Source organism: Zongyangia acetica (genome assembly GCF_038739695.1).
Lineage (GTDB): Bacteria > Bacillota > Clostridia > Oscillospirales > Ruminococcaceae > Zongyangia > Zongyangia gallinarum.
Window position 1 is genome coordinate 91,615 of sequence record NZ_JBBEWN010000008.1, and the last position, 26,706, is coordinate 118,320.

Sequence of the window (26,706 nt, forward strand, 5' to 3'; positions counted from 1 at the left end):
TGAAGACCAATGGATGAATTTGTCCATCTGCACGTCCATAGTGAATATAGCCTGCTTGACGGTGCCTGCCGCATTAAACAGCTGGTACAAAAGGTAAAGGAATTAGGACAGCAGGCAGTCGCAATTACAGACCACGGCGTTATGTATGGGGTCATTGATTTTTATAAAGAATGCAAAAAACAGGGGATAAAGCCTATCATCGGCTGCGAAGTCTATGTGGCGCCAAGAACCCGTTTTGATAAAGTCCATCGAATTGACAACAATCCGAATCACCTAGTTCTTCTCTGTAAAAACAATCAGGGATATCAAAATCTCATCCAATTAGTTTCTCAAGCATTTATTGATGGTTATTACTTTAAGCCGCGGGTGGATTTTGAACTTTTGCAAAAATACAGTGAAGGGCTTATTTGCCTGAGTGCCTGTCTGGCGGGAGAGATTCCCAGGGCGCTTGTAGCCGGTGACTATGATAAGGCCAAAGAAACTGCCATTCGCTACCGGGATCTGTTTGGACCAGATAACTATTTTATTGAGGTGCAGGATCACGGAATCGAGGAACAGCAGCGGATTCTGCCCTATCTTTACCGGCTTGCTAAGGAAGTCGGCGTGGGCCTTGTGGCAACCAACGATTCTCACTATATCAACAAAGAAGACGCCCAGATGCAGCATGTTCTTATCTGCATTCAGACCAATACTACAGTAGATAACAAAGACGGGCTAGAGTTTCCCACCCAGGAGTTTTATATCAAATCTGGGGAGGAAATGCAGGAACTGTTTCAAGACCATGAGGAAGCCATTGCCAACACGGCAAAAATTGCAAGTCGGTGTGAGGTAGAATTTGAGTTCGGCGTGACAAAATTGCCCCTCTTTGTTGCTCCCGATGGACGGGACAATGTAGAATATTTTGAAGATCTCTGTCGAAAGGGACTCCGCCGTCACTATGGAGAACATCCGGTTCCGGAAGTAGTGGAACGCCTCAATTATGAGCTTGAGATTATTAAGAAGATGGGTTATGTGGATTACTTTCTCATCGTCTTTGATTTTATCAACTACGCCAAAGAACATGGCATTCCTGTAGGTCCTGGACGAGGTTCCGGTGCCGGAAGTATCGCTGCCTATTGTATTGGTATTACGGGTATCGATCCGGTTCGCTATCAACTTCTGTTTGAACGGTTCCTCAATCCCGAGCGGGTGAGCATGCCAGACTTTGACATCGATTTTTGCTATGAACGGCGTCAAGAGGTCATTGATTATGTAGTGCGCAAATACGGTGCGGATCATGTAGCTCAGATCATTACCTTTGGCACCATGGCGGCCCGAGGCGCGATTCGAGATGTGGGCAGGGCGATGAATATCCCTTATCAAACAGTGGATGCAGTAGCAAAGCAGGTTCCAATGGAGCTTGGGATTACCTTGGATATGGCGCTGCAAAAATCTACTGATTTCATGGCTACTTATCATTCGGATCCTCAGATTACCCAGCTGATTGATATGGCTCGCAAGTTGGAAGGAATGCCCCGCCATGCTTCTACCCATGCAGCTGGCGTGGTGATCACCCGGGATCCAGTATCCTCCTATGTTCCCCTCGCAATGAATGATGAGGCGGTAGTCACCCAGTTTACCATGACGACCTTGGAGGAACTGGGCCTTCTCAAGATGGACTTTTTGGGTCTTCGTAACTTAACGGTTATTTCCGATGCGGAAAAGATGCTCAAAGCACGCGGCATAGAAGTCGATATGGAGCACGTACCGATTGATGATAAGGCTGTCTATGATATGCTGTCTCAAGGCCTGACGGAAGGGGTATTCCAGTTTGAATCGGCAGGCATGCGGCAGGTATTGGTCAACTTGGGACCGGAATCTATTGAGGATATGATCGCCGTTATTTCTCTTTACCGGCCGGGACCTATGGAATCCATCCCGACCTATATAGAAAACCGGCATCATCCAGAACGGGTGACCTACAAACATCCCCTTTTGGAACCAATCCTCAATGTTACTTATGGATGTATTGTGTATCAGGAACAGGTCATGCAGATCTGCCGCCAATTGGCGGGGTTTACCTATGGCCGCGCTGATTTGGTACGTCGGGCCATGTCCAAGAAAAAGCATGACATTATGGAGAAAGAGCGGAAGAACTTTATCTATGGTGATGTGGATGAGAATGGAAATATCATTATCCCCGGCTGTATCCGCAATGGGGTCAGCGAGAAAATCGCTACCAGTATTTTTGACGAGATGAGTTCCTTTGCTTCGTATGCGTTTAATAAGTCCCACGCCGCGGCATATGCATTTGTAGCCTATCAGACGGCCTATTTGAAGTGCCATTACCCCAAAGAATATATGGCGGCGTTGCTGACAAGCGTATTAGATAACACATCCAAGATCATTGAGTACATTGGCGAATGCAAAAAACTGGGGATTGAGATTCTCAAACCCGATGTCAATTACAGCCAGGATGGATTTTCTGTCACAGGAGAAGGCATCCGCTTTGGCTTGGTGGCCGTTAAGAATCTGGGACGTGGCTTCATCAAGGATCTGATTAAGGAGCGGGAAGAGAACGGGCTTTTCCAGAGCTTCGCTGATTTCTGTGAACGAATGTATGGCAGAGAACTCAATCGCAGAACGATGGAAAGCCTGATCAAGTGCGGGGCTCTGGATGGGTTTGGACTCAATCGTCGTCAGATGCTCATGTCTTCGGATGGACTGTTGGCAGCCATCGATCAGCAGCACCGCCAAAATGTAGAGGGACAGGTCAGCCTGTTTGATGCTGGTCCCACAGCACCTAAAAACCAGTATCAAATTTTGGATGTGCCTGATTTAGAACTGCACGAAAAGCTGAAGATGGAACGGGAGACCACAGGACTTTATATTACGGATCATCCGATTAGTGCTTATACAGGGCTGCTCAAAGAGATCAGAGGCTCTACCTTTGGTGACATCAAATCGGGGATAGAAATTCACGATACGAAATTCGCAGATGGCGGTTATGTCAATATCATTGCTACCGTGGGAAGCCGAAAGGTAAAGATTACGCGGAATAATGCTACTATGGCATTTGTCATGTTGGAAGATATGACATCCTCCATGGAAATGCTGGTATTTCCGCAGGTATTTGACCAATATAAAAGCCTTCTACAGGAGGGAGCTGTGATATGTGCCCGGTGTCGTCTCTCGGTTAGAGAAGATGAAGACCCGAAGCTTATCTGTGATCGGGTGACTATCACTGATCACGCCAAAGAGCTGGTGATGCGGGAACACAGTAAAGAGCCAAGAAAACCAGCAAAGGGAGGGAAAAACGGTCTTTACTTGGCGGTTTCTTCCCAAGAGAGTACAGCTTTTGAGAAGACTAAAAATCTACTGACTATTTTTGAGGGAGCATTCCCTGTTTATGTATATTTTGAGGATAAAAAGCGATGGATGCTGGCTCCAAAATCAATGTGGGTGGATGTCAACCAAGTAATGATTGATGAACTCGGTCGGATTCTGGGAAAGGAGAAAGTCAAAATAAGGGACAATAGTCAATAATCTGTAGGTTCTGCAAAAGAAATTGTTTAGTTTTGATATTGAAACAAGTTGATGTTATCGTATATAATAAAGCCATATGAATCATGCTTTGAAAGAATAAAAGAGGATTCTCGAGTGAATCTGGGGAGGTTATTATATGGGTAAGCAAGTGAAAACAATTGGCGTTTTGACTAGCGGGGGAGACGCACCTGGAATGAACGCCGCTATTAGGGCAGTAGTTAGAACTGGTATATCCAAGGGACTCAATGTAGTTGGTGTCCGTCGTGGTTATAATGGACTTATTAACGGCGATTTAATTGATATGAGTTTACGCAGTGTATCGGATATTATCCATCGGGGCGGCACCATGCTGTATACAGCGCGCTGTGAAGAATTTCGCCATGAGTCTGGACTTCAGAAAGCTACCCAGACCTGCATTGACCATGGTATTGATGGAGTTGTTGTCATCGGTGGTGATGGTTCTTTCCGTGGAGCTAGGGACCTTTCTCTGAGAGGAATCCCTTGTGTAGGAATTCCGGGAACTATCGATAATGACATTGCATGTACAGATTATACGATTGGTTACGATACTGCCATGAATACGGCAATGGAAATGATTGATAAATGCCGGGATACAGCTCAGTCCCATGACCGTTGCTTGGTGGTAGAAGTAATGGGCCGCCGTTGTGGAGATATTGCGCTTAATACAGGTATTGCTTGTGGAGCAACTACGATTGTTGTCCCAGAGGTTCCATTTGATATGCAGAAAGATTGCCTAGAGAGAATCCAGAAGGATTTGACCCGTGGTAAACGCCACTTTATTATTATCGTTGCTGAGGGTTATGGCAAGGTTGAAGAAATTGCAAAACAGGTGGAAGACTTCACTGGAATTACTGGTCGCGCGCTGGTTCTGGGTCACGTACAAAGAGGTGGTAATCCCTCAGTACGAGATCGTGTGATTGCCAGCCAAATGGGCCATTATGCTATTGAAAAACTGCTGTGCAACGGTATCGGTAACCGCGTAATTGCCCTAAAACATGACCAAATTGTCGACTTTGATATTTTGGAGGCTCTGGAGCAGAAGAAAAAGTTCAATATGGATCTGTATCGGATTGCTCATGAGATTTCGATCTAACAGAATACATGGTCTGGAAAGGCGGAGCATGAGCTCCGCCTTTTGTTTTATCAAATCGCTTTAAAAAGTTGCTTGAGGAGAATAAAAATGTTAGAGCCATTGAACCCCCAACATTTTGAGCAAGTATATCAAATTTTAGCCGATTCTTTTCCGTCAAGTGAGAGAAGAACTTATAAGGGACAAAAAGAAGTGCTGAACAATGAATTTTACAAGATCTTTGTTTATCAGGAGAAAGAAAAAGTCCACGCATTTATTGCGGTGTGGGATTTTATAGATTTTGTCTTTGTCGAGCATTTTGCTGTTGAGGCAAGCCATCGTAATGAGGGGCTAGGGAAGAAGATGCTCGTCGAGTTGATGGAAAACAAACAAAAAACTTTTTGTCTGGAGGTAGAACCGCCAGAAACAGAAATTGCCCGAAGGAGAATTGGATTTTATGAAAGGCTGGGTTTTCATCTGCTGCCCTTTACTTATGAACAACCAGCTATGCAGGCAACAGAAAAGCCAATTCCCCTGTGTTTGATGTCGTATCCGGAAGAATTGGATAAAGGGAAATTCAATCAAATAAAAAATAAACTCTATCAAAATGTTTATCATGTAAATATTTGAATTAACTCAATTTGAGAAAAAGAGGATGAGCGATTTTGGGGAACTCATCCTCTTTTTTATGCTTTTACATAAATGTTTTTTTGCTTACATAAAATAGCATAGAGTTATTGGTCATTTTGACATGGCGGAATTTTGCGAAAAATCTATGTAAAGTAATAAACTTTACACTATGTGAATTTATTACAATAATAGAGATGAACTAAAAGAAAATAGATATCAATAAGTATAAAAAACAAAAAGAAAAGATTTTTTACAATATAATTGGGAAAATAAGTAATTTTATCTATAAAATTACTTTCAAATGCCGAGGCGGAAAGGAAGAAAATGAAAATGCCAACATCAAAATTATGTATAAAATATGAATGAAAGAGATGAAAAAACATAAAAGCGGAAGGAAATGCAAAGTGGAAACGGGTAAAATATTTGCGTTTTTTCGTCATTTTGACTGAATATGTAAACATTTTGTTATGAAGACATTAACTATTGACCTATTTTTGCCTTAATATTAGAATATAAATAAGCAAAATTATGGATTGAGGTAACAAATGAAAGTACGAATCATGACAATTTTGCTATTGATGTTACTCGCTGTGCTGCCCGGCTGCAGCGCGGAAAAAGAAACATCAATTCCCCAAAATGAGGCTTCAGGTGCGGTTACGCTGCCCAATGGCGCACAGTCGGATGCTGAATATTCACCAGAATCCCCAGGCACTGATGATAACGTGTCCTTTGGTACAGGCTCCGATAACACCCAGGGAGAGAGGCGGGCTGTTTGGCTGTCTTATCTGGAGTTACAGGATCTGCTGTCTGCTGATAAAGCACAGACACAAAAACACCTGGAGAATGTATTTGACAACATTGATGCGATGGGGCTCAATACTGTGATCGTGCAGGTGAGACCTTTTGCCGACGCAATTTACAAGTCCAGCTATTTTCCTTGGTCACATATCATCACGGGGACCCAGGGCCAGGATCCTGGATACGATCCGTTGCAGCTAATGATTGATCTGGCCAGAGAGCGTGATTTGCGTATTGAAGCTTGGATTAATCCTTATCGTGTAAAGACACCTACACAAACGCTGGATACGGATACGATCATCTATCAATGGCTGATGGAGCAGGACGACTATGTCGTCACAACCCAAGGGGAATCTGGGGAAGCGGCGCTGTCTCAGGCGCTGTACCTTAATCCCGCCATTGATGAAAACCAAGCCTTGATTGTAAACGGTGTAAAAGAGCTTGTGCAAAACTATGATATAGATGCTATTCACTTTGACGATTATTTCTATCCAACCACTGATGTAGTCTTTGATAGCAAAGCCTATGAGAAAAGTGGTAAAGAGCTGTCATTGGACGTTTGGCGGAGAAACAATGTCAATACGCTTATCCACAAGGTTTATGAGGCTATCAAAGCTATTGATGAGAATATGGAATTTGGTATCAGCCCCCAAGGGAATATTGATATCAACTACAATAAGCAATATGCTGATGTGAAATATTGGATAGAAAAAGAAGGCTATCTGGATTATATTATGCCACAAGTTTATTATGGCTTTAAGAACAGTGTACCGTTTGCGGCTACAGTTGAGGAGTGGGCAGATCTTGCGTCCCAAAGTGATGTAGATCTATACATCGGCCTTGCAGCCTATAAAATTGGCCAGGAAGATCAATGGGCTGGTGAAGAGGGAATGGACGAATGGATTGTTGACGGTGGTGATCTGCTCAAACGTCAAGTTGAATTTTGCAGAGATCTGCAAGGGGATTCCTACAAAGGTTTTTCACTTTACAACTATGGAACATTATTTCAACCAGAACAATCCGTAAAAGAGCTAGTAGAGGAGGAAAAAGAAAATTTAAAAACCATTCTAAAATAACCATATCTTCTACAAGTAGATGTGAGGGAGGGATACGCTTTGAAAACAGTTTTTTCGAACAGAAGGGTCACAGCAATTTCTCTCAGTGTTCTGTTTGTTTTGATCACACTGGTAACGGGAGTGACATCCATTTTTGTGGCAGACAAAAATTTGGAGCAACAGACACCAAAATTGCAAAATGAGGAAGCGCAGGTGGTGCCTGACAGTGTAGACGGTACCGATCTGACTTTGGAGCCTGTTAGCTTTAACAAGCCAACGGAAATGCGAGCGGTATACCTAATGCCGGGAACAGATTTTCTTGTTGGTGATGACCTGTCCGCAACAACGGTACAAAGTCAGATCGATGAAGCGATTCAGTCAGCGAAGGATTTGACCATGAATACAGTAGTCATTGGTCTATCCTATAAGGATCAGGTCATTTATAAAAGCGATGCGATGCCCAGCGTCATGGAAGATTTTGATCCATTGGAGTATGCCATTAAAAAGGCAAGAGAAGAAAAGATGTATGTATATGTCATCTATGACGCTCTTGCAACGCAGAATGGCGATGCGCAGACGATTACCAGCGATGTGATTGAACAAAGCGGTGAGAATTTGGAGCAAATCGTTTCTTCCTATGATCTAGATGGTGTGCTGCTGGATGATTACTACTATCTCTCTTCAGCGGCTAGCTACAGTGATTATGAGGAAAACGGTGCTGGCCAAGGCTATGAAAGCTTTATGCAGAGTGCTACAGAGTCTTTGGTGAAGGCCCTTTCCGAAAAATCCAAGGAGGCAAATCGCGCGGTCCAGTTTGGTCTGCTGACCGATAGTGTCTGGGCCAATGAGGCTGACAATAAAAAAGGAAGTGACACTACAGCTGAATTTGCCACCTTGACCGATGGATATGCAGATGTCAAAGGTTTCATTGAAAAGGACTATGTTGATTTGGTCATGGTTCGAGCGGATACAACAAGAGATGATAAGGATGTTCCCTTTACAGTTGTTTCTGCTTGGTGGAATCAAGTGGCTGAGGACAACGAGCTGCCCATCTATTATATATATAGTGCTGATAAAATTTGCACGGCCGATGGGTGGACAAGCGCCGATGAAATTGTAGAGCAGATTCTGCTGGCCCAAGAGGGGAGCCAATATGGTGGAGCCGTATTTAACTCCCTTTCCAGTTTGAAGGACAATCCTGGCGGCAGCACCGAGAAGTTGCTCCTCTTCTTCGAGACTGGAAAAAATGAAGAAATCATCCTGCAGGAATTGACGGTTACAAAGCCTTCTCAAACAGAGATGACAACATATGAGCCCACTGTGACCTTTGCGGGTGCGGCTGATCCAGATCAAGATCTCTTCTTTGATGGAGAAAAAATTGAGACAAATGACAGCGGTTACTTCAGCATCCAGCGGGATTTGAAGATTGGAGCAAATACCTTTACCATTGCGCAGGGAGATAAGCAATATACATATACAATTACTCGCGCTGTTCAGGTGTTTAAAGAAGTTTCTCCTAGTGGCTCTATGGTGCTGGATGGCTCTATGGAAATTGCGGTTAGCGCATTGGCCTATGAAGGATCTACGGTTACTGCAACATTGGGTGGAACAACTACAGAACTGTCTCCGACCACTGCAATTGATGAAAATGTTGATACCTCCTCTGCTTATCAGATGTATACCGGTACCATCAAGCTGCCGGAAGGGACAAGCAGTATTCAGGATCTCGGCAGCATCACCTTTGCGGCCAACTATCAGGGAATTAATGAGACCAAGCAGGGGGCTTCGGTACAGATTAATCCCAAGTATGAAGCTGAGGAAGAGCCTGTAGTGACAACAGAACCAGAGGTGACGGATGAACCTTCGGTTACTACACCGCCGGCAGAGACCTCTACACCGGATAGCTCTGATACCACAACGGTAACACCGCCTGTGACCACGGAGCCTCCAACCACAAGTTCACCAGATCCGGACATAACCACTACAGAACCTGATTCTGAGACGGATCCACCGACGACGACAGAGCCTCCAACTACGGAACCCTCTGATCCGGATACGGTATATTCTGATGGGAAAACAGTGGTGCCATCTTCATCTGGCAATAAGATGAGTGGCAAGCAGATTATTATCACGGCAGATTCTGCTGAGACATTCCCGACTGATAAAATCAACGATTATTCTGATCCTGGATATTTCCCGCTGCCCAAGGGAACGGTTGCGCGTGTGCTCAGCGAGGTATCCTGGTCGGATGGCAGTACAACCTATCGGTATTACCAGTTGGCTTCTGGCCAGCGTATTTATACCAAAGATGCCCAGGTGATTAGTGATCAAGGATATGGCAACAATACCATTGATCGACTTGAATTCACCAGCGATGGACAGTATACTTATTTGACCGTCTCTACCTCTTGGAAGGTGCCTTATAAGGTAACTTATACCGGCAGCTATATTAACATTGCCTTCGACAGCACTACCAAGGTAGCGGATGGACTGACTTTAAGCAAAAACCCGTTGTTTACCAGTGCAACTTGGTCTGGCAGTACCTTGCAGCTCAAGTTGAAAAAGACCGGTTCATTCTTGGGGTATACTGCTTACTATGAGGGCGATGAACTGGTCTTCCGGTTTAACTCTCCCACCACCTTGAGCAATGCCCGCATTACCATTGATCCTGGCCATTGGAAAGGTGATCCCGGAGCTCTCGGCTTCAATCCCGCCTATAATGAGCAGGAGATCAATCAGATGATCGCGAAGCTGGTTGTTTCCAAGCTGGAGGCTAAGGGCGCTGAAGTCCTAATGATCGATACCCAGCAGTCTTGGCTCTCTATTGAGAACAGATTGGGACAGGCAAAAGATTTTAATTCCAACCTGCTGGTCAGCATTCATCAGAACTCTGCCGGCTCGACATCTTCTGCGAATGGTATCGAATCCTATTACTTTAACGATTTCTCCCAGTCCCTGGCTTCCTATATCTGCGCAAATGTCAATGAAGCAGCGGGAACCAATATCCGTTACGGTACCAATGGCGACGGTTCAGTCTTTGGCTATATGGCCATGACAAGGGACAGTGCATTCCCAGCCAACCTGGTTGAGTGTGGATTCGTCACCAACCCGGAAGAATACGAAAAGCTCTTGACGGCTTCTTATCGGGACAAGCTGGCTGACGGTATCGTTGAGGGAATTGAGGAATACTTTAATAATACTTACACTGCCAATTTGACAGGTACGCAGGCCAGTGAGATTGGATCCGCACCGGTGACCACAACAAAGCCGGTCACTACCACGACCGCACCGGTGACAACCACAGCTCCTGAAACTACCACTACAGAGAAGCCGGTTATCGGAACAAGACCTCCTGTCACTTCTGAGCCATCTTCTGGTGACAACGTTTTACCGGATGTACCGGTTACCACTCCTCCTGTGACAACCAAGCTTCCGGATTCTGACGATTCTGACAGCACCAATGCGGATAAACTTCCGAAATTGAAGGTAACTTCCGGTGGCAAGGTAGTGGAAGGAAATGCTTACGACATTGTTGCTGGCATTGTTGCCAATGAGATGCCAGAAAGCTTTAATATTGAGGCGTTAAAAGCCCAAGCAGTTGCCGCTTACTCTTACGTGCTTTCCTCCAATAACTCGGGAACAGCACCCTACGTGCAGATGAAGAGCACGATTGGCCCCAATGTGGAGAAAGCAGTGAAATCTGTACTTGGTGAAATGGTAACATATAATGGAGAAGTAGCATTTACCCCTTATTTTTCCTGCTCTGCTGGGAGAACTAATGCATCAACGGAAGTATGGGGAGGAAGTTATCCCTATCTGGTAAGTGTGGAAAGTAAATATGACTACCTCGCCGACAGCTATTTTACCAACAGCAAATACTATACCCATACCTATACTTATACAAAGGCCGAGATTCTGCGTAGGCTGAGCTTGGCAGGTATTGATGTCCCTGACAACTACGATATGACCAAGCTTTTCCAGGTCAAAACGGAAACCTCAGGTGGTTACAATGGGAATATGTTGATTGCGGGAAAATCAGTCTATTTCAACCGGATCAAAAATTCCATCACCAATATTACCGGACGGTGGGTGAGAGAAGATATTCTTAAGGATCCAGAAACGGGCAGCATTATTGCTTCCGCGGATTTTGATATCACCTATAAAAACGGTAAGTTTACGATTACGACCTATGGTTATGGCCATGGGGTGGGAATGAGCCAATTCGGCGCCCATTTCTATGCTGAAAAAGAAGGAATGGACTATGTCGAAATTTTGGAGCATTACTATCCGGGAACTACAGTAAAATAGGGGACTGCGTTGAAAAAACATCCAGTGAGTATCTCACTGGATGTTTTTTATAAAGTAGAACTGCACAATAAGGAATGTGCTTTTTAGTGGAAGTGATAAACAGTTTTAGCAAAATTCACGATGAAACTTGTTTTTTTTTCTTCATATTGAACGATAGCGCCTTGAATTACGTGCTCATTTGAGATATAATTTGAAACTGTAAGAAATTAAACTGTAGAGGGAGCGTGGAACATGTATAAAATAGTAAAAAAGCGTCAGCTTAACGACATGGTCACTCTGATGGAAGTTGAGGCGCCGTTTGTTGCTAAAAAGGCAGAAGCTGGGCAGTTCATCATCTTCCGTGTGGATGAATTTGGTGAGCGCATCCCGCTGACAATTGCTGATTATGACCGTGAGAAGGGGACAGTTACCATCATTTTTCAGGCCGTCGGTAGGTCTACAAAGCTGCTGGCGGAACTGAATGAGGGAGATTCTATCCATGATTTTGTAGGCCCCTTGGGTAAGCCCACGGAACTAGATGGGTATAAAAAGGTATGTGTGATTGGCGGCGGTGTTGGATGTGCTATTGCTTATCCTTCAGCCAAAGCTCTTTTCAACAAGGGTGCCGAAGTGGATATCATCGCCGGTTTCCGGAGCAAGGATATTGTTATTCTGGAAGATGAGATGAAAGCGGTTTCTAATCACTACTATATCACCACCGATGACGGAAGCTATGGTGAAAAAGGATTTGTCACCGATAAGCTTAAACAGCTCATCGAGTCTGGTAATCAATACGATCTGGTTATCGCGATTGGCCCCATCCCTATGATGAAATTTGTGTCCTTGACAACAAAACCTTATGGAATCAAAACCTTGGTAAGCCTGAATCCCATCATGATTGATGGTACCGGAATGTGCGGAGGATGTCGTGTAACTGTGGGGGGCAAAACAAAATTTGCCTGCGTTGATGGCCCGGATTTTGATGGCCATGAGGTCGATTATGATGAGTTGATGAAGCGCAACTCTTTCTATAAAGGGGAAGAGCAGCACGACGCCACCCATATTTGCCGTTTACTGGGAGGAAATCACAATGCCTAATATGTCTTTACATAAAGTTCCGATGCCGGAACAGGATCCCAATGTACGCAATAAGAACTTTCAAGAGGTTGCTCTGGGCTATACGGAAGAGATGGCCATGGAAGAGGCGGGACGCTGCCTGCACTGCAAACACATGCCCTGCGTCTCCGGCTGCCCGGTTAATGTCCGGATTCCCGAGTTTATTGCAGAGGTTGCAGCTGGCAATTTTGAGAAAGCTTATGAAATTGTCGCTTCTACCAATGCCCTGCCTGCCATCAGCGGCCGTGTTTGTCCTCAGGAGTCCCAATGTGAGGGCAAATGTGTCCGGGGTATTAAAGGAGAACCGGTGGCTGTGGGCCGCTTAGAGCGCTTTGTTGCCGATTGGTATATGAAGAATGTGAAAAAGGATACTACTAAGCCTGAAAGCAACGGCCATAAAGTAGCCATTGTCGGTGCTGGACCTTCTGGCCTGACCTGTGCTGGCGATTTGGCAAAATTGGGATATGAGGTTACCATCTTTGAAGCGTTCCACACTCCGGGCGGTGTTTTGGTTTATGGTATTCCTGAATTTCGTCTGCCGAAGTCTATTGTTGCTTCTGAAATCGATGGGCTGCGCAAACTGGGCGTCAATGTCATGACCAACATGGTTATTGGACGTGTACTTTCCATTGACGATATTTTTGAAATGGGATTTGAAGCAGTGTTTATTGGTTCTGGTGCTGGTTTGCCCAGTTTCTTGGGAATCGAAGGGGAAAGCCTCTTGGGTGTTTATTCAGCCAATGAATATCTGACCAGAATCAATCTGATGAAAGGCTACCTGGAGGATTACGACACTCCGGTGCATAAGGCAAAAAATGTAGCAGTCGTTGGCGGTGGCAACGTAGCGATGGATGCAGCCCGCTGTGCTAAACGTATGGGTGCAGAAAACGTTTATATTGTATATCGCCGGTCTGAAGCTGAAATGCCCGCGCGTGCTGAAGAAATCCATCACGCAAAGGAAGAAGGAATTATCTTTAAATTCCTGACCAATCCAGTGAAGGTGTTGGGCGATGAGGCTGGACATGTTCGGGCGCTGGAGTGCTTGGAAATGCAGCTGGGCGAGCCGGATGCTTCTGGCAGACGGCGTCCTATGGCCATTGAAGGCTCTAACTTTGAATTGCCGGTGGATAGCGTGATTATGGCGATCGGAACTTCTCCCAACCCGCTGATCCGTACGACCACTAAGGGTATTGAGGCCAACAATCGCGGTTGTTTGGTTGTAGACGAGAGCATGTGTACCACTAGAGAAGGCGTTTACGCTGGTGGTGATGCTGTTACCGGTGCCGCAACTGTCATTTTGGCTATGGGTGCAGGAAAGACAGCTGCTGCCTCTATTGATAAATATATCAAAGAGAAAAATCAATAATCTATTTTTATGAACGCAAAAAGACAGGCATGCGCCTGTCTTTTTGTTTTGTATTATATTAGTTTTTAGTAGCCTTGAAAATAGCAGTTGATGTGAGATATATGCCAGTGATCAATAGAGAAGGGTTATGTCCATGAAAGAGGAAAAGCCAGATGGAAAAAGACAAAAGAGGTAGGAGAAAAAGAAGAGAAACAGTAGAAGTGATCTTTTCTGTTTTTTGACATCCTCTCATTTGAAGAAACTGTGTAAGTAGCCTGCCTCCGTCTAGAACTCCAATGGGTAAAAGGTTAAAAGCGCCCAAAACTAAATTGACTGCTGCGGATACAGCCAGCGGCAGACTTTGGTGAAATGATAAGCACCATAGACAGACAGCGGCACAGATAAAATTGGCCAGCGGGCCAGCCAGGGTAATAGAAATTTCCTGGCCATAGCTTTGAATCACTGTTTCCTCAGCAGATACACGAATGCCAAAGGGCAAAAGAGAGATAGAGAGGATCTTCTTTTTCCACCAAATCATTATGATAAGATGAGCCGCTTCGTGCAAAAAGATGGATCCGAAAAAAAGGGGATAAAACTGCTGGCGATCCATGATAAGGAATAAATATAGTATGGCGAAGAACCAGATGGAAAGGTGAAGTCTGGTATTACGTATCCGAAATGTCAGCATGAACGGCTCCTATATAAGCAAGATAGGGATTCACATAGACCCCATTAATTTTGAGATCAAGATGGACGTGATTTCCGGTAGAGAGCCCAGTAGATCCAACCCGAGCGATCCAGTCTCCTTGGCGCACCACCGTTCCCACTTGGGCAGTAATACTTTCACAGTGATTGTAGACGGACTCAAAGCCATTTTGATGAGCAACAACAATATAATTACCATAGATCTCAGATTCTCCAATTTCCTTGACAGTTCCGGGTAGGATAGCTCGAATGGGGGTGTTATTAGGAGCCGCAATGTCAAGGCCGGTGTGAAAGTCTAGTTCTCCCGTAATAGGATGAATCCGATAACCATAGGGAGAGGTAATGGTACCGTCTACAGGTGATATAGGGGTTGCTGTCACAAAAAAGGGGGACAATGCTGTCCCCTCTGGTGCTGGCCATTTTTGTTTTTCCATTGGTTTTGTAGTATCTAAGGATACATAGGATACGCTATGCTGTCCTCCAGCACCTGATTCTTGAGGATGAGAAGCCTCGCTGTTTTCTGTATTTTCAGAGGCATTCTCTTCTTCTGATTTTGATTGGCTCTCCTTTGTGTCTTTATCCTGCTGTGGCGCCAAGGTGAACTGGTCTGGAATTTGGGCCAGCTCTTTTTCCAGCTGATTCATTTTATCCGCATAGTCTTGCAGGTTGTTCATTTCCACCTGGAGATTTTCGGGTGTCACAAGATTTTGGTAATAAGAGCGCACAGTTTCATAGTTTGAACCACCAAAACCTTTGAGGATAAAAGCCGCTGCCAACACAAAAATGCAAATGCAAACTTGGATGACAATGACGCCAAAGACAATGGGCTCCTCCTTGGGTTGAGATGATTCTAAGGATTTTCTTCGGTCAGGTATGGGAGACTGGTTCTGCCTGTATTCTTGCCGGATATCCGGCTTGTTTTCTTGTCTGCTCTCGTTCAATGTAGATTCCCCTTTCCTCCTGCTTTTAACGAAAGAGCATAGAGATGCCCTTTGTCCCATTTTATGAGCGAGAAACCAAAATCATAACTAAAGATTTAGTAGGAATCATTTGTTTCCTTTCATTTTCATACACTTTTGTGCTATAAAAGGCATAAAATATGATGATTCAGATAAAACAGGAGGGAAGCTAAATGACAAAACTACGTCGGCGGCGGCTTCGGAAATCATTTGTATGCAAATGTTTTGTTGCCGTTTTGATTCTTTTGGCTTTTCTTTTTAATTTTGATATGCAGGTGCAAAAGACAGTTTCCACCATTGTTTCCTACCAAATTAAGGTATATACGACAAAGGCAATTAACAATGCTGTTTTAAGGGAGATAGAAAGCCAAGAGATTCATTATGAGGATCTTGTTCAGTTAAATATGGGGGAGAATAACCAGGTCAGCTCCATAGAAACTGACGCTTTGGCAATCAGTAGTCTCAAGTCCCGTATATCTAATGCGGTAGAAGAGGAGCTAGAAAAAGACGAATACCGTTCCATTGGAATTCCTGCCGGTACCCTTTCTGGTAGTAAGTGGCTTTCAGGGTTTGGGCCGGAGATCAATTTTCGTATTATTCCTCAGGGGAGTGCACACACCCAACTGGAGAGTAAATTTGATAGTGCTGGAATCAATCAAACCCGCCATCAGATGATGCTGGATGTTCATGTAGAATTTACAGCGGTCATACCGGGATTCTCCACCGAATTTACAGCAGGCACAAATTTCTGTATTGCAGAAACCGTGATTGTAGGCCCCATTCCAGATGCCTACACCAATGTAGAAGACGGCGGGAATGCCAATATGTCTGATATTAACGATTATGATGCGAATGACGCTCGCATTAAAAAATATGTAGATGATATTTCAGAGTGAGTTATGGTATAATATTCTTGTTATATATCATTATAAAATGAATGGAAGCCATTGAGAGAGGATCGTCATCTGTATGGAAAAAATTGAGGCAAAACAGAAAATAGAAGAGCTCCGAACCGTATTGGAGGAGCTCAATTATCAATATTATGTGCTAGATAGTCCCACGGTAGAGGATTTTGAATATGACAGGATGCTTCATGAGTTGATGGACTTAGAAGAACAGTTTCCTGAATTTAAGTCCGATGATTCTCCTACCGTGCGGGTAGGGGGGATGGCGCTCAACACCTTTGAAAGTGTTCCCCATACCGTGCCGATGGGAAGTCTGCGGGATGTGTTTGATACCGCCGAGCTATATGCCTTTGATGAAAAGGTTCGAGAGACGATAGTAAATCCTGTCTATGTGGTAGAACCTAAAATTGATGGGCTTTCTGTATCCTTGGAATATGCTGATTCTAAATTTGTACGTGGTTCTACCCGCGGAGACGGAATGGTGGGAGAAGACGTCACCCAGAATCTTAAAACTGTGCCCTCCATTCCCATGAGGTTGCGCCGTTCTTTGCCTTTTTTGGAAGTACGGGGTGAGGTGTATATGCCCAGGCATAACTTTGAGAAACTGGTGGCATTACAGGAACTCAATGAGGAGCAGCCGTTTAAAAATCCACGGAATGCGGCGGCGGGCTCTCTACGACAGAAGGATCCCAAGATCACGGCAAAACGGCGGCTGGATATTTTTGTTTTTAATGTTCAACAGATAGAGGGGATAGAAATCACCAATCATTATGATTCTCTGGTTCTTCTATCCGAACTGGGTTTTAAGGTGATTCCCTCCTTTCAGAAGTTTGACAATATTGAGGATGCCGTCAAAGAGGTAGAGCACATTGGCTCTATGCGGGGAAAATATCCCTTTGATATTGACGGTGCCGTTATTAAAATTAACGATTTTGCCCAGAGAGAACAGTTGGGCTCTACTGCCAAATATCCAAGATGGGCGGTTGCCTTTAAATATCCCCCCGAGGAAAAGGAAACCGTACTGAAAGAAATTCAGGTAAAAGTGGGGCGCACTGGTGTATTGACTCCGACGGCGGTTTTTGACCCTATCCAATTGGCTGGGACCACTGTCAGCCGCGCAGTCCTCCACAATCAGGACTTTATTGATGAAAAAGCCATTGGCATTGGGGATACCATTGTAGTGCGCAAGGCAGGGGATATCATACCAGAGGTGGTCACAGTAGCACGTCACTGTGAGTATTCCCAAGTGTATCAAATTCCAAGGATCTGCCCGTCCTGTGGCAGCCGGGTGGTCAGGGAAGAGGATGAAGCAGCCTTGCGATGCATCAATCCGGAATGCCCTGCACAATTGCTGCGGATGATCATCCATTTTGCTTCCCGGGATGCCATGGATATCGAAGGGCTGGGTCCAGCGCTCATTCAGTCCCTTATCGATCAGAAGCTCATTCAAAGCGCCAGTGATCTTTATTTTCTTCAAAAAGAAGATGTAAAGAATTTGGAGCGGATGGGAGAAAAATCGGCGCAAAATCTAATGGATGCTATTGAAAAATCCAAACAGGCAGGCCTTGCTCGGCTGCTGTTTGGATTTGGCATTCGCAATATCGGTCAAAAAGCGGCAGATCTTGTGGCACAGCGTTTTCATACCTTGGACGCGGTCATTTCTGCTACTGCGGAAGAAGTGGCATCCATTGATGGATTTGGTATGATTATGGCAGAAAGCCTTGTAGATTTCTTTTCCATGGAAGGAACTCGAGAAATGGTAGAAAGGCTGAAGTCCGCAGGGGTTTTCATGGAGAATACTAAGATCATCAGCGACACCCGTTTGGAAGGTTCCACCTTTGTTTTGACAGGTACCCTTTCTCAAATGACACGCAATGAAGCGAAGGCAGCTATTGAGAAACTTGGCGGCAAAGTTTCTTCCAGCGTTTCAAAAAAGACGACCTATGTTGTGGCAGGCGAAGAAGCGGGAAGTAAGCTGACAAAGGCACAACAATTAGGCACTACCATCCTATCGGAACAGGAATTTTTAGAAATGCTTGGATCATTCTAGGAATAAAAGGGCCCTGGTAATACCAGGGCCCTTTTATTCCTAGTTATTTTGCAATAACATCACAGGGGGTGCCCCCGGTAATGCGTACCAAGCTATCAAAATCTATCTTGACTGCTGTAGAACTGGTGCCGGCAGCGGGATAAATATCTCCCAACTCTTTCAAACTTTGATCGATGAGAATGGTGATATTCTCTGTCAGAAAGGGGCAAACGCCTCCAGGGTGATATCCCGTGGCGGTAAAAGCCTCATCTCCGTTCATCATGCTGCATTTTGTCCCGGTTGCAGCCTTAATTTTGGAGCTGGATAGCTTTTGCGCTCCAGGAATGACCGCAAGATAGTTTTTTCCATCCTTTCCTTTTAGGAGGATAGACTTGGCAATTTGGTCGGTTTTCACTCCTAACTGATTGGCCGCCATGGGAGCGGTAGCAGTGCTTCCTTCCTCAAATTCCAGGACATTGAATCCGTGAGATGCCAAAAAGGCATCAACTTTTTCGTTTCGCACAAATATCAGGCTCCTTTAATTTGTTAAATAATCTGCTATTTTTTCGCTGAGCACCTTCATGCTGTCGGGCTCAAAGGGGCTGGGCACATCTGCTTCTGCTAGAACTTCCAAAAAGTCGAGACTGGCAGGAGCTTTGACAAGCTCCATATAGGTAGCATATCCTTCCTGCCAATCCTGCTCCAAATCCTCCCATACATGCAGTGCGGCGCAGGCTGACACCGTATAGTCAATGGAGTAGAAGGGAACTAGGAAGAAATGGGGAATATCGATCCAGGAAAGGCCGATGGTGCTGGCCATATTGTCAGAAACTAGAGTATCAAGCCCGTATTCCTCATAAAGATTCGCCCATATTTCATTGATCTCTTCTAAGGTGATGTCTTCCTCTGCATAGACTAGGTGCTGGAATTCATCCTGCATAGTGGCATTCACAATAGTTTCTACCTTGGAGAACACCTGGGACTTCTGTGCATCTTCGGCTCCTGCACCGAAGAAGTCCTCATAGTAGGGGAATGCAATAAATTCCATGCCCTGAGAATATATCTCAGCTACATCAATGGATCGAGATTCGGAACCGAAATAAGATTCGGGGGATACCTTATGGTACATGGCGTTATAGTGCCCAAACTCGTGGAACATGGTGGTAACATCATAAAAACTGGTTCCATCCACGTTGATAAACATGTATGGTGCATAGTACTGACCACCAATAATCGTGGTCATATCGGTATCCGTCTTATTCTCCTGCTTTTCAAAGCTGTAGAGATTGTTGCGGCGCATATAATCAGAACTTTCGGCAGTTTCCTTGGAGAGCTCAGCTGTCATGTTCCAGAAGTTTTCCACCATGCCGTCGTATCCCCCCAGGGGAACGATATCTTCACTGAGAAGGAAACTGGAAGATTCTGAACCAGTGAGCAGATCATTTTGGGCCTGCTGGATGATCTCTTTATAAAGAGGTACCATATATTTTTTGACATCAGCACGGAGGGCTTCGACCTCCTCAACCCCATAGCAGCTACGACCCATATTGTCATAGCCCATGGGGATGTAATTGTCATAGCCTAATTTCTGCGCCATTTCCTGGCGAATCTGAATGAGTTCCAGGTATTTTTCGCCTAGGATTTCATTGTATTTCTGATAATAGGCGGGTAACATGAAATACTGGATGGTAGGATCAAGGGAACTGAATAGCGTTTCTTCACCAAAATAGTCAATGGTGGCTGTAGCAGCTAGGTAATTATATTCGGTGACCAATTGATTTTCCCGAACTTTCAAATCCGCGATCTCTTCGGCGCTGGTCTTGGTGCTCATGGAGAGATCCTCCATCTGCCATTCTCCCAGCATTTCTTCCAGGTCATCATAATAAGGGGATTCTACCAATTTGCGCATTAATGTGTTGCGTCTGGCGTCTATATTGGCGGCCATTTCATCCAGATAGGCCATTTCTTCCTTATAAAATTCATCAGCGGCATCAAGGTAACTGTGGATCTGCGCCAATGTGTACATACAAGAAAAGTTGCTGAGCTCAGTAGAAAAGGAATTGACAACCTCCATCTGTTTTTGGGCTGAGTCAGCGCTGTCAAAATCCGAAATGGCCTGATCGATCAGAGAAAGAAGTGCATCTCCATCCGGACGAGTATAGACCATATCTTCAAATTTGACATCCTGGTGGGTGTTTTTATCCCCCCATCCTGTAACAGCATTGAGGACAGAATCCAGTACCGCACAGGAAGTTAGTATTAGGCAAAAGGACATACATAGGGCGATCACTGCAATGAGTTTTCTTTTTTTTATGATAAATCTCCATCCTTTCCTATAAGGTTTATGCAAATGATTAAACGCATGACTTTATGTTACCATTCTAGCGGAGGTTAGTAAACAGAATTTTATAAAATTCGATCATTTTTTGTAGGGCTTTTTCCGTATCCCATGTAGTATATGCCAATTTAGTAACAAATAAGAAACGGATGCAATGAAAAAGAAAAAGAAATACACTGATATGATATAATTAAAAAACCAAAGCTTGTGAAGAAATTTTGCAGGCTCAATTTAGGAAAAGGAGGAAGCAGTATGAAGAAGTTATTGCTGGCATTTTCTGCATTGGCATTGGTAGCTATTTTGCTGCTGACTGGGTGCTCTGCATCCGATATGACAGGAGAGTCATCTACAGCCATTGCGGAAATGGAAACTGGCGCTGTGGGAATGGATCAGGATACGGCGAACAATGCCGCTCAGGACGCTGCCGCCGAGAGTGCGGAGATATCCGCAGATGACGGCGATGAACAGTGGCAGAACAATGAGGCCAAAATTATTCGCACAGTGGACATGGGCGTAGAGACATTGGACTTTGACAGCTTTATTTCCTCTTTAAAGAACAAGGTGGAACAGGCAGGGGGATATGTACAAAGCTCCATGGTCGATGGGAAGAATTTGTATGCGGATGGCAGGGAAAATTTGCGTCATGCCTACCTGACCTTGCGCATTCCTCAGGAGAAACTGGATAGTTTTCTTTCTGAGGTTTCCGAGCAGAGCAATGTGCTCTATCAAAATGAATATGCTGAAGACATATCTCTTACCTATTATGATACAGAGTCGAGAAGGAATGCTTTAGAAGTCGAGCAGGAACGGCTTCTCAGCCTGTTAGAACAAGCGGATGATATTGAGGCAATTATTCGCTTAGAAGAGAGATTGACCGAAGTGCGCAGGCAGCTGGAAAGCTATACAAGCTCACTGAAACAATATGACAATATGGTGGACTATTCTACCGTGGATATCCAGATTGAAGAGGTCAAAAGTGTTACGGAGGTACAGGGAGACAGCTTTTTTGAGAAAGTAGGCCATGGCATTGGAGAAACCATGAATGATCTGGGGACCATGTGTGTGAACATTGCTCTTTTTTTGATTGTCAACCTGCCTTATATCCTCATTATTGGGGTAATTATAATTATTATCGTTTTAATTCTGCGAAAAAGACGTAAACACAGAAAGATTGATAAGGCAACGACATCTAATGAAGGAGAAACGGTGGATAAAAGGACTGAAGAGTCTTTAGAACAACAAAAAGAGAAAAAGAATCAATAGAAATTAATCCTCAAAAAGGCAGGGTATCAAAAAATACCCTGCCTTTTTTGTGCAGCTAATTCAAATACTGCCAATCGCAATCAGCATATTGCATAAAGGATAAAAATAGACTATAATAGTACATGTTGAAGAAAACAGCCGATTCTTGGGAATAAATGGCGACCAAAATTTACAGTTGTGTCATATTCCTATGACGAAAAATATTGGAAAAAGGCAAAAAATTATGTTATCATAATAAATTATCAGTATTTTTATGCTTTGTAAATTATGGGGAATAAGACTAAAAGTTTTCCATACAGAGAGAAAAAATAAGATTTTAAGAGATAGGCGGAGAAATATGGGTTTTACAGTGGGGGTGGACGTTGGTTCCACCACAGTCAAAGTCGTGGTTTACGATGGCGAAAAACTAAAATTTAAGCACTATGAACGGCATCTTTCCCAAGTACGGCAGAAGACAGCGGAAATTCTGGAGCAGGTGCGCCCTTTGCTGGAGGGACATGAATTTAAAGCGGCGATTTCTGGTTCTGCTGGTTTGGGATTATCCAAGGCCGCAGGCGTGGATTTTGTCCAGGAGGTTTTTGCCACCGGAGAGGCCGTAAAAAAATATGCATCGGACACCGATGTAGTCATCGAGCTTGGGGGAGAGGATGCTAAGATTATCTTTTTCACCGGCGGAATGGAGGAACGGATGAATGGCACCTGTGCAGGAGGGACTGGTGCGTTTATCGATCAGATGGCATCCCTGCTTGCCGTGACTCCGGATGAGTTGGACAAACTCAGCGAGAATTATGAGAAAATTTATCCCATTGCGTCCCGGTGCGGTGTTTTTGCTAAAAGTGACATTCAGCCTCTTCTCAACCAGGGGGCCCGGAAGGAAGACATTGCTGTGAGCATCTTCCAGGCGGTAGTAGATCAGACAATTACAGGTCTTGCCCAGGGGCGGCAAATTAAGGGCAAGGTCCTCTTTTTGGGAGGACCCCTCTACTTTTTAAAGGGGCTTCAAAAACGCTTTAAAGAGACACTGAAGCTCTCAGATGAAAATGCCGTATTCCCTGATCTGGGTCCGTATGCTGTTGCCATCGGCACCTCAATTTTTGCGCAGAAACAGGAAAAGCTTTATACATACGATGATTTCATTACCCGGATTACCCAGGCCTCCGATGATGCAGATAGGACAGAACATCTAGAACCATTGTTTAAAAACAAAACGGAGTACGAAGAATTTCGTGCGCGCCATGCCAAGGCCACGGTAGAGCGGCGGGATATTGCTGGTTATGACGGCGGGGCTTATCTGGGCATCGATTGTGGCAGTACCACAACCAAGGTGGTTCTTCTTTCTAAAGATGATCAAATCCTCTATGAATACTATAGCTCTAACCAGGGCAACCCTGTCAGTATTGTCAAGGAGCAGCTGGAAAAGATTTATCAGCTGTGCGGGGACCATATTGTCATCAAAGGCAGCGCTGTTACAGGATATGGAGAAGACCTTATCAAAAATGCGTTTAATGTAGATGCCGGCTTGGTGGAGACCATGGCCCATCTCCGTGCGGCGCGGTTTTTTAGTCCCAATGTGGATTTTATCCTGGACATCGGCGGACAGGATATCAAGTGTTTTAAGGTGAAAAACAACTGTATTGATTCCATCATGCTCAACGAGGCGTGCTCTTCTGGATGCGGATCCTTTATCGAGACCTTTGCCAAATCAATGGGATATGACATTGCCACCTTTGCAAAACTGGGACTGTTTTCACAATATCCTGTGGATTTAGGCTCTCGATGCACTGTGTTTATGAATTCATCGGTCAAACAGGCCCAAAAGGATGGGGCGACGGTAGAGGATATTTCCGCAGGACTTTCTATGAGCGTGGTGAAAAACGCCATTTATAAGGTAATCCGTGCCCGCAGCGCCGATGAATTGGGCAAAGAACTAGTGGTACAGGGTGGTACCTTCTTAAATGACGGTGTTTTGCGCAGCTTTGAAAAGGAGCTGGGGCACAATGTCATCCGCCCTGAGATTGCAGGGCTCATGGGCGCCTTTGGAGCGGCCCTTTTTGCAAAGAGTCTGCATAAAGATGTGTCCTCTATGCTCAAACCTGGGGATCTTCGCCATTTTGAACATACTGCGCGAGGGACGATCTGTCAGGGATGTACCAACAAATGCAATTTGACCATTAATACCTTTAGTGGCGGCCGCCGCTTTATTTCTGGTAACCGCTGTGAAAGGCCGTTGGGCCAAAAGGCGGCTCAAAAGCTGCCTAACCTGTTTGAATATAAGCTTGAGCGAATAAAAGCCCTTCAGTCGCCCAAGGGGACCAGAGGGAAAATCGGTCTTCCCCTAGGGCTCAACATGATTGAGAACATCCCGTTCTGGTTTACTTTCTTTACGGAGTTGGGGTTTGAGGTGGTACTGTCGGATATCTCCTCTCGGCAATTGTATCTGTCGGGACAGTATTCCATCCCCTCTGATACAGCCTGTTATCCCGCAAAGCTGATGCATGGGCATATGGAAAACCTTATTTCCAAAGGGGTGGATATGATTTTCTATCCCTGCATGAGCTACAATTTTGATGAAAAAACGTCGGATAATCATTTTAACTGCCCTGTGGTTGCCTATTATCCTGAGTTGCTTTATGGCAACATGGAAAAGCTTCACCATATCAAGTTCTTGTTCCCGTATCTGGGGCTTCATAATCGTACCTATTTTAACCGTTCCATTCACAAGTTTATCAATAAGGAAATTTGTGTGATTCCTTACGGGGAGATTCGTCGGGCATCGGGGTTGGCCTACAAAGCTTATGCCAAATGGCAGGAGGATGTGCGGGCGCAAGGAAAGAAGGCTTTGCAATACGCAAAAGATCATCACCTCAAGACGATTGTATTGGCAGGGCGCCCTTACCATATTGATCCAGAGATCAACCACGGTATTGACCGTCTGATCAGTTCCTTTGGTATTGTAGTGGTCAGCGAAGATGCTGTTGCCCATTTGGTGGAGCCGCAAAAGGTTCATGTTCTCAACCAATGGACCTATCATGCAAGGCTTTACAACAGTGCGAAATATGTTACCACACAGAAAGATATGGAACTGATTCAACTGGTGAGCTTTGGATGTGGTATTGATGCGATTACCACCGATGAAGTCCGTGCGATTCTTGAATCAGGCGGAAAAATGTATACACAGCTGAAAATCGATGAAATCAATAACCTTGGCGCGGTGAAAATCCGCATCCGCAGTTTGCTGGAGGCCATGGACGAAAGGAGCAGAATGGAAAATGAGTAAGAAACAGCAGGATACGGAACGGGTCATCTTTACTGAGGAAATGAAAAAGACCCATACCATCCTGGTGCCGAATATGTTGCCCATTCACTTCAACATGATTGCCCAAATCTTCAGGGAATACGGATATAAGATCGAGGTGCTCAGTACCTCTGGACGCAATGTAGTAGAATGTGGGCTTAAAAATGTCCACAATGATACCTGTTATCCGGCCCTCCTGGTTATCGGCCAGATGATCGATGCCCTGGAAAGCGGAAAATATGATCCAGATAAGATCGCGCTTATGATTACCCAAACAGGCGGTGGATGCCGGGCCTCCAACTATATCCATTTGTTGCGCAAGGCTTTGAAGAAAAGTGGCTATGACCATGTTCCGGTCATTTCTCTTAACTTTGCTGGCATGGAGAAAAATCCCGGCTTTAAGCTGACTCCACCCATGCTGCTCCGGCTTGTCTATGCCGTCCTCTTGGGAGACTTTCTTATGCTTCTATCCAACCAATGCAGATCCTATGAAGTGGTTGAAGGTTCCACCGATGCATTGGTAGAGGCCTGGACCAAGCGCCTATCTGTGTCCCTCCGTCAAAAAGCGAGCTATCGTCAGGTCAAAGAGTTTTATCGTCAGATTGTCCACGACTTTGGAGAACTGCTTTTGCGGGAGGAAGATAAAATCAAGGTAGGGGTGGTAGGAGAAATTTATGTTAAATTTTCTCCCCTCGGCAACAACAACCTAGAGGAATTTCTTCTCACAGAAGGGTGTGAGGTTGTTGTGCCCGGCCTGCTGGATTTTCTCAATTATTGTATTTACAATTCTATTACAGACCATAAGCTTTATGGAACGGGGGCTATTGCGAGTTTGTTCTGCCGGGTGGCCTATCGTTATATGGTGAAAAAGCAGAAGGACATGATTGCTGTTATCCGTGAACACGGAAAATTCCGGCCTGCTGGTTCTTTTGATCATACCAAGGAATTGGTGCAAGGTTATATCAGCCGCGGAGTCAAGATGGGAGAAGGCTGGCTTCTCACCGCGGAGATGCTGGAGCTTATTGAGCAGGGGGTTAACAATATTGTTTGTACCCAGCCTTTTGGTTGCCTGCCCAACCACATTGTAGGCAAAGGAATGATGCGGGTAATTAAAGAGCATCATCCAGAGGCGAATATTGTGGCAGTGGATTACGATCCCGGTGCCAGCCGTATTAACCAGGAAAACAGAATCAAACTGATGCTAGCTAATGCAAAGATGCAGCAGGAGGCCGCTGAAGCGGCTGATAAAACAATGTCTGTAGAGGAAAATGTGGATCAAAAAGAAGCAGTATTTGCTCAGCTATAAGATAAAAAGCGCACCGCTTCACGGTGCGCTTTTTATCTTATGATTGTCAATTGTCATCAT

General features: G+C 44.8%; 16 protein-coding genes. 12 read left to right on the forward strand and 4 right to left on the reverse strand.

Going from position 1 to position 26,706, the window contains the following annotated elements:
- Positions 1-9: 9 nt before the first annotated feature.
- The 7 genes from WGC32_RS08820 to gltA all read left to right on the forward strand — a co-directional run bounded on the left by WGC32_RS08820 (position 10) and on the right by gltA (position 13,867).
- Positions 10-3,525, forward strand: coding sequence for a DNA polymerase III subunit alpha (locus WGC32_RS08820; RefSeq protein WP_342681419.1), 3,516 nt, complete (start codon positions 10-12; stop codon positions 3,523-3,525).
- A 136-nt stretch (positions 3,526-3,661) separates the two neighbouring features.
- Entirely contained in the window at positions 3,662-4,639 is a 978-nt protein-coding gene (gene pfkA / locus WGC32_RS08825; protein WP_191481489.1) for a 6-phosphofructokinase, read from the forward strand.
- An 87-nt stretch (positions 4,640-4,726) separates the two neighbouring features.
- Positions 4,727-5,245, forward strand: a complete 519-nt coding sequence (locus WGC32_RS08830; RefSeq protein ID WP_342681420.1) for a GNAT family N-acetyltransferase — start codon at positions 4,727-4,729, stop codon at positions 5,243-5,245.
- A gap of 545 nt (positions 5,246-5,790) precedes the next feature.
- Positions 5,791-7,119 (forward strand): glycoside hydrolase family 10 protein, encoded by a 1,329-nt coding sequence (locus WGC32_RS08835; RefSeq protein WP_342681421.1) that lies wholly within the window; start codon positions 5,791-5,793, stop codon positions 7,117-7,119.
- A 39-nt stretch (positions 7,120-7,158) separates the two neighbouring features.
- Positions 7,159-11,406, forward strand: coding sequence for a SpoIID/LytB domain-containing protein (locus WGC32_RS08840; protein ID WP_342681422.1), 4,248 nt, complete (start codon positions 7,159-7,161; stop codon positions 11,404-11,406).
- 231 nt (positions 11,407-11,637) lie between these two features.
- Entirely contained in the window at positions 11,638-12,483 is an 846-nt protein-coding gene (locus tag WGC32_RS08845) for a sulfide/dihydroorotate dehydrogenase-like FAD/NAD-binding protein (RefSeq protein ID WP_342681423.1), read from the forward strand.
- On the forward strand, positions 12,476-13,867 hold the full coding sequence (gene gltA, locus WGC32_RS08850; RefSeq protein ID WP_342681424.1) for an NADPH-dependent glutamate synthase: 1,392 nt from the start codon (positions 12,476-12,478) through the stop codon (positions 13,865-13,867). Before WGC32_RS08845 ends, gltA begins: the two co-directional genes overlap by 8 nt.
- A gap of 58 nt (positions 13,868-13,925) precedes the next feature.
- Here gltA and WGC32_RS08855 read toward each other — a convergent pair whose 3' ends face one another.
- Together WGC32_RS08855 and WGC32_RS08860 are read right to left on the reverse strand one after the other, a co-directional pair.
- Positions 13,926-14,534, reverse strand: coding sequence for a site-2 protease family protein (locus WGC32_RS08855; RefSeq protein ID WP_191481495.1), 609 nt, complete (start codon positions 14,532-14,534; stop codon positions 13,926-13,928).
- On the reverse strand, positions 14,512-15,492 hold the full coding sequence (locus tag WGC32_RS08860) for a M23 family metallopeptidase (RefSeq protein ID WP_342681425.1): 981 nt from the start codon (positions 15,490-15,492) through the stop codon (positions 14,512-14,514). Before WGC32_RS08860 ends, WGC32_RS08855 begins: the two co-directional genes overlap by 23 nt.
- A 191-nt stretch (positions 15,493-15,683) precedes the next feature.
- On the opposite strand from WGC32_RS08860, the gene yunB reads away from it, so the two are divergent.
- The gene (gene yunB, locus WGC32_RS08865; protein WP_191510392.1) at positions 15,684-16,406 is read left to right on the forward strand and encodes a sporulation protein YunB; all 723 of its coding nucleotides are present in this window, start codon (positions 15,684-15,686) and stop codon (positions 16,404-16,406) included.
- Between the two features lie 73 nt (positions 16,407-16,479).
- On the forward strand, positions 16,480-18,465 hold the full coding sequence (gene ligA / locus WGC32_RS08870) for an NAD-dependent DNA ligase LigA (RefSeq protein ID WP_342681426.1): 1,986 nt from the start codon (positions 16,480-16,482) through the stop codon (positions 18,463-18,465).
- A 43-nt stretch (positions 18,466-18,508) separates the two neighbouring features.
- Here the strand turns inward: ligA and WGC32_RS08875 are convergent, their stop codons facing one another.
- Both WGC32_RS08875 and WGC32_RS08880 read right to left on the reverse strand, forming a co-directional pair.
- Positions 18,509-18,967, reverse strand: coding sequence for a YbaK/EbsC family protein (locus WGC32_RS08875; protein ID WP_342681427.1), 459 nt, complete (start codon positions 18,965-18,967; stop codon positions 18,509-18,511).
- Between the two features lie 15 nt (positions 18,968-18,982).
- Entirely contained in the window at positions 18,983-20,611 is a 1,629-nt protein-coding gene (locus WGC32_RS08880) for a M3 family metallopeptidase (RefSeq protein ID WP_342681428.1), read from the reverse strand.
- A 423-nt stretch (positions 20,612-21,034) separates the two neighbouring features.
- Between WGC32_RS08880 and WGC32_RS08885 the strand changes: the two genes are divergently transcribed.
- The 3 genes from WGC32_RS08885 to WGC32_RS08895 all read left to right on the forward strand — a co-directional run bounded on the left by WGC32_RS08885 (position 21,035) and on the right by WGC32_RS08895 (position 26,646).
- Complete coding sequence (locus WGC32_RS08885; RefSeq protein ID WP_342681429.1) at positions 21,035-22,045, forward strand: DUF4349 domain-containing protein; 1,011 nt, start codon at positions 21,035-21,037, stop codon at positions 22,043-22,045.
- Between the two features lie 337 nt (positions 22,046-22,382).
- Positions 22,383-25,322 (forward strand): acyl-CoA dehydratase activase-related protein, encoded by a 2,940-nt coding sequence (locus WGC32_RS08890; RefSeq protein ID WP_342681430.1) that lies wholly within the window; start codon positions 22,383-22,385, stop codon positions 25,320-25,322.
- Positions 25,315-26,646, forward strand: a complete 1,332-nt coding sequence (locus WGC32_RS08895) for a 2-hydroxyglutaryl-CoA dehydratase (protein ID WP_342681431.1) — start codon at positions 25,315-25,317, stop codon at positions 26,644-26,646. Before WGC32_RS08890 ends, WGC32_RS08895 begins: the two co-directional genes overlap by 8 nt.
- Positions 26,647-26,706: the final 60 nt, after the last annotated feature.

Coding starts and splice junctions, on each gene's coding strand:
- WGC32_RS08820 (WP_342681419.1), top strand. CDS start 10: ATGGATGAATTTGTCCATCTGCACGTCCATAGTGAATATAGCCTGCTT.
- pfkA (WP_191481489.1), top strand. CDS start 3,662: ATGGGTAAGCAAGTGAAAACAATTGGCGTTTTGACTAGCGGGGGAGAC.
- WGC32_RS08830 (WP_342681420.1), top strand. CDS start 4,727: ATGTTAGAGCCATTGAACCCCCAACATTTTGAGCAAGTATATCAAATT.
- WGC32_RS08835 (WP_342681421.1), top strand. CDS start 5,791: ATGAAAGTACGAATCATGACAATTTTGCTATTGATGTTACTCGCTGTG.
- WGC32_RS08845 (WP_342681423.1), top strand. CDS start 11,638: ATGTATAAAATAGTAAAAAAGCGTCAGCTTAACGACATGGTCACTCTG.
- gltA (WP_342681424.1), top strand. CDS start 12,476: ATGCCTAATATGTCTTTACATAAAGTTCCGATGCCGGAACAGGATCCC.
- WGC32_RS08855 (WP_191481495.1), bottom strand. CDS start 14,534: ATGCTGACATTTCGGATACGTAATACCAGACTTCACCTTTCCATCTGG.
- yunB (WP_191510392.1), top strand. CDS start 15,684: ATGACAAAACTACGTCGGCGGCGGCTTCGGAAATCATTTGTATGCAAA.
- ligA (WP_342681426.1), top strand. CDS start 16,480: ATGGAAAAAATTGAGGCAAAACAGAAAATAGAAGAGCTCCGAACCGTA.
- WGC32_RS08880 (WP_342681428.1), bottom strand. CDS start 20,611: ATGGTCTATACTCGTCCGGATGGAGATGCACTTCTTTCTCTGATCGAT.
- WGC32_RS08885 (WP_342681429.1), top strand. CDS start 21,035: ATGAAGAAGTTATTGCTGGCATTTTCTGCATTGGCATTGGTAGCTATT.
- WGC32_RS08890 (WP_342681430.1), top strand. CDS start 22,383: ATGGGTTTTACAGTGGGGGTGGACGTTGGTTCCACCACAGTCAAAGTC.
- WGC32_RS08895 (WP_342681431.1), top strand. CDS start 25,315: ATGAGTAAGAAACAGCAGGATACGGAACGGGTCATCTTTACTGAGGAA.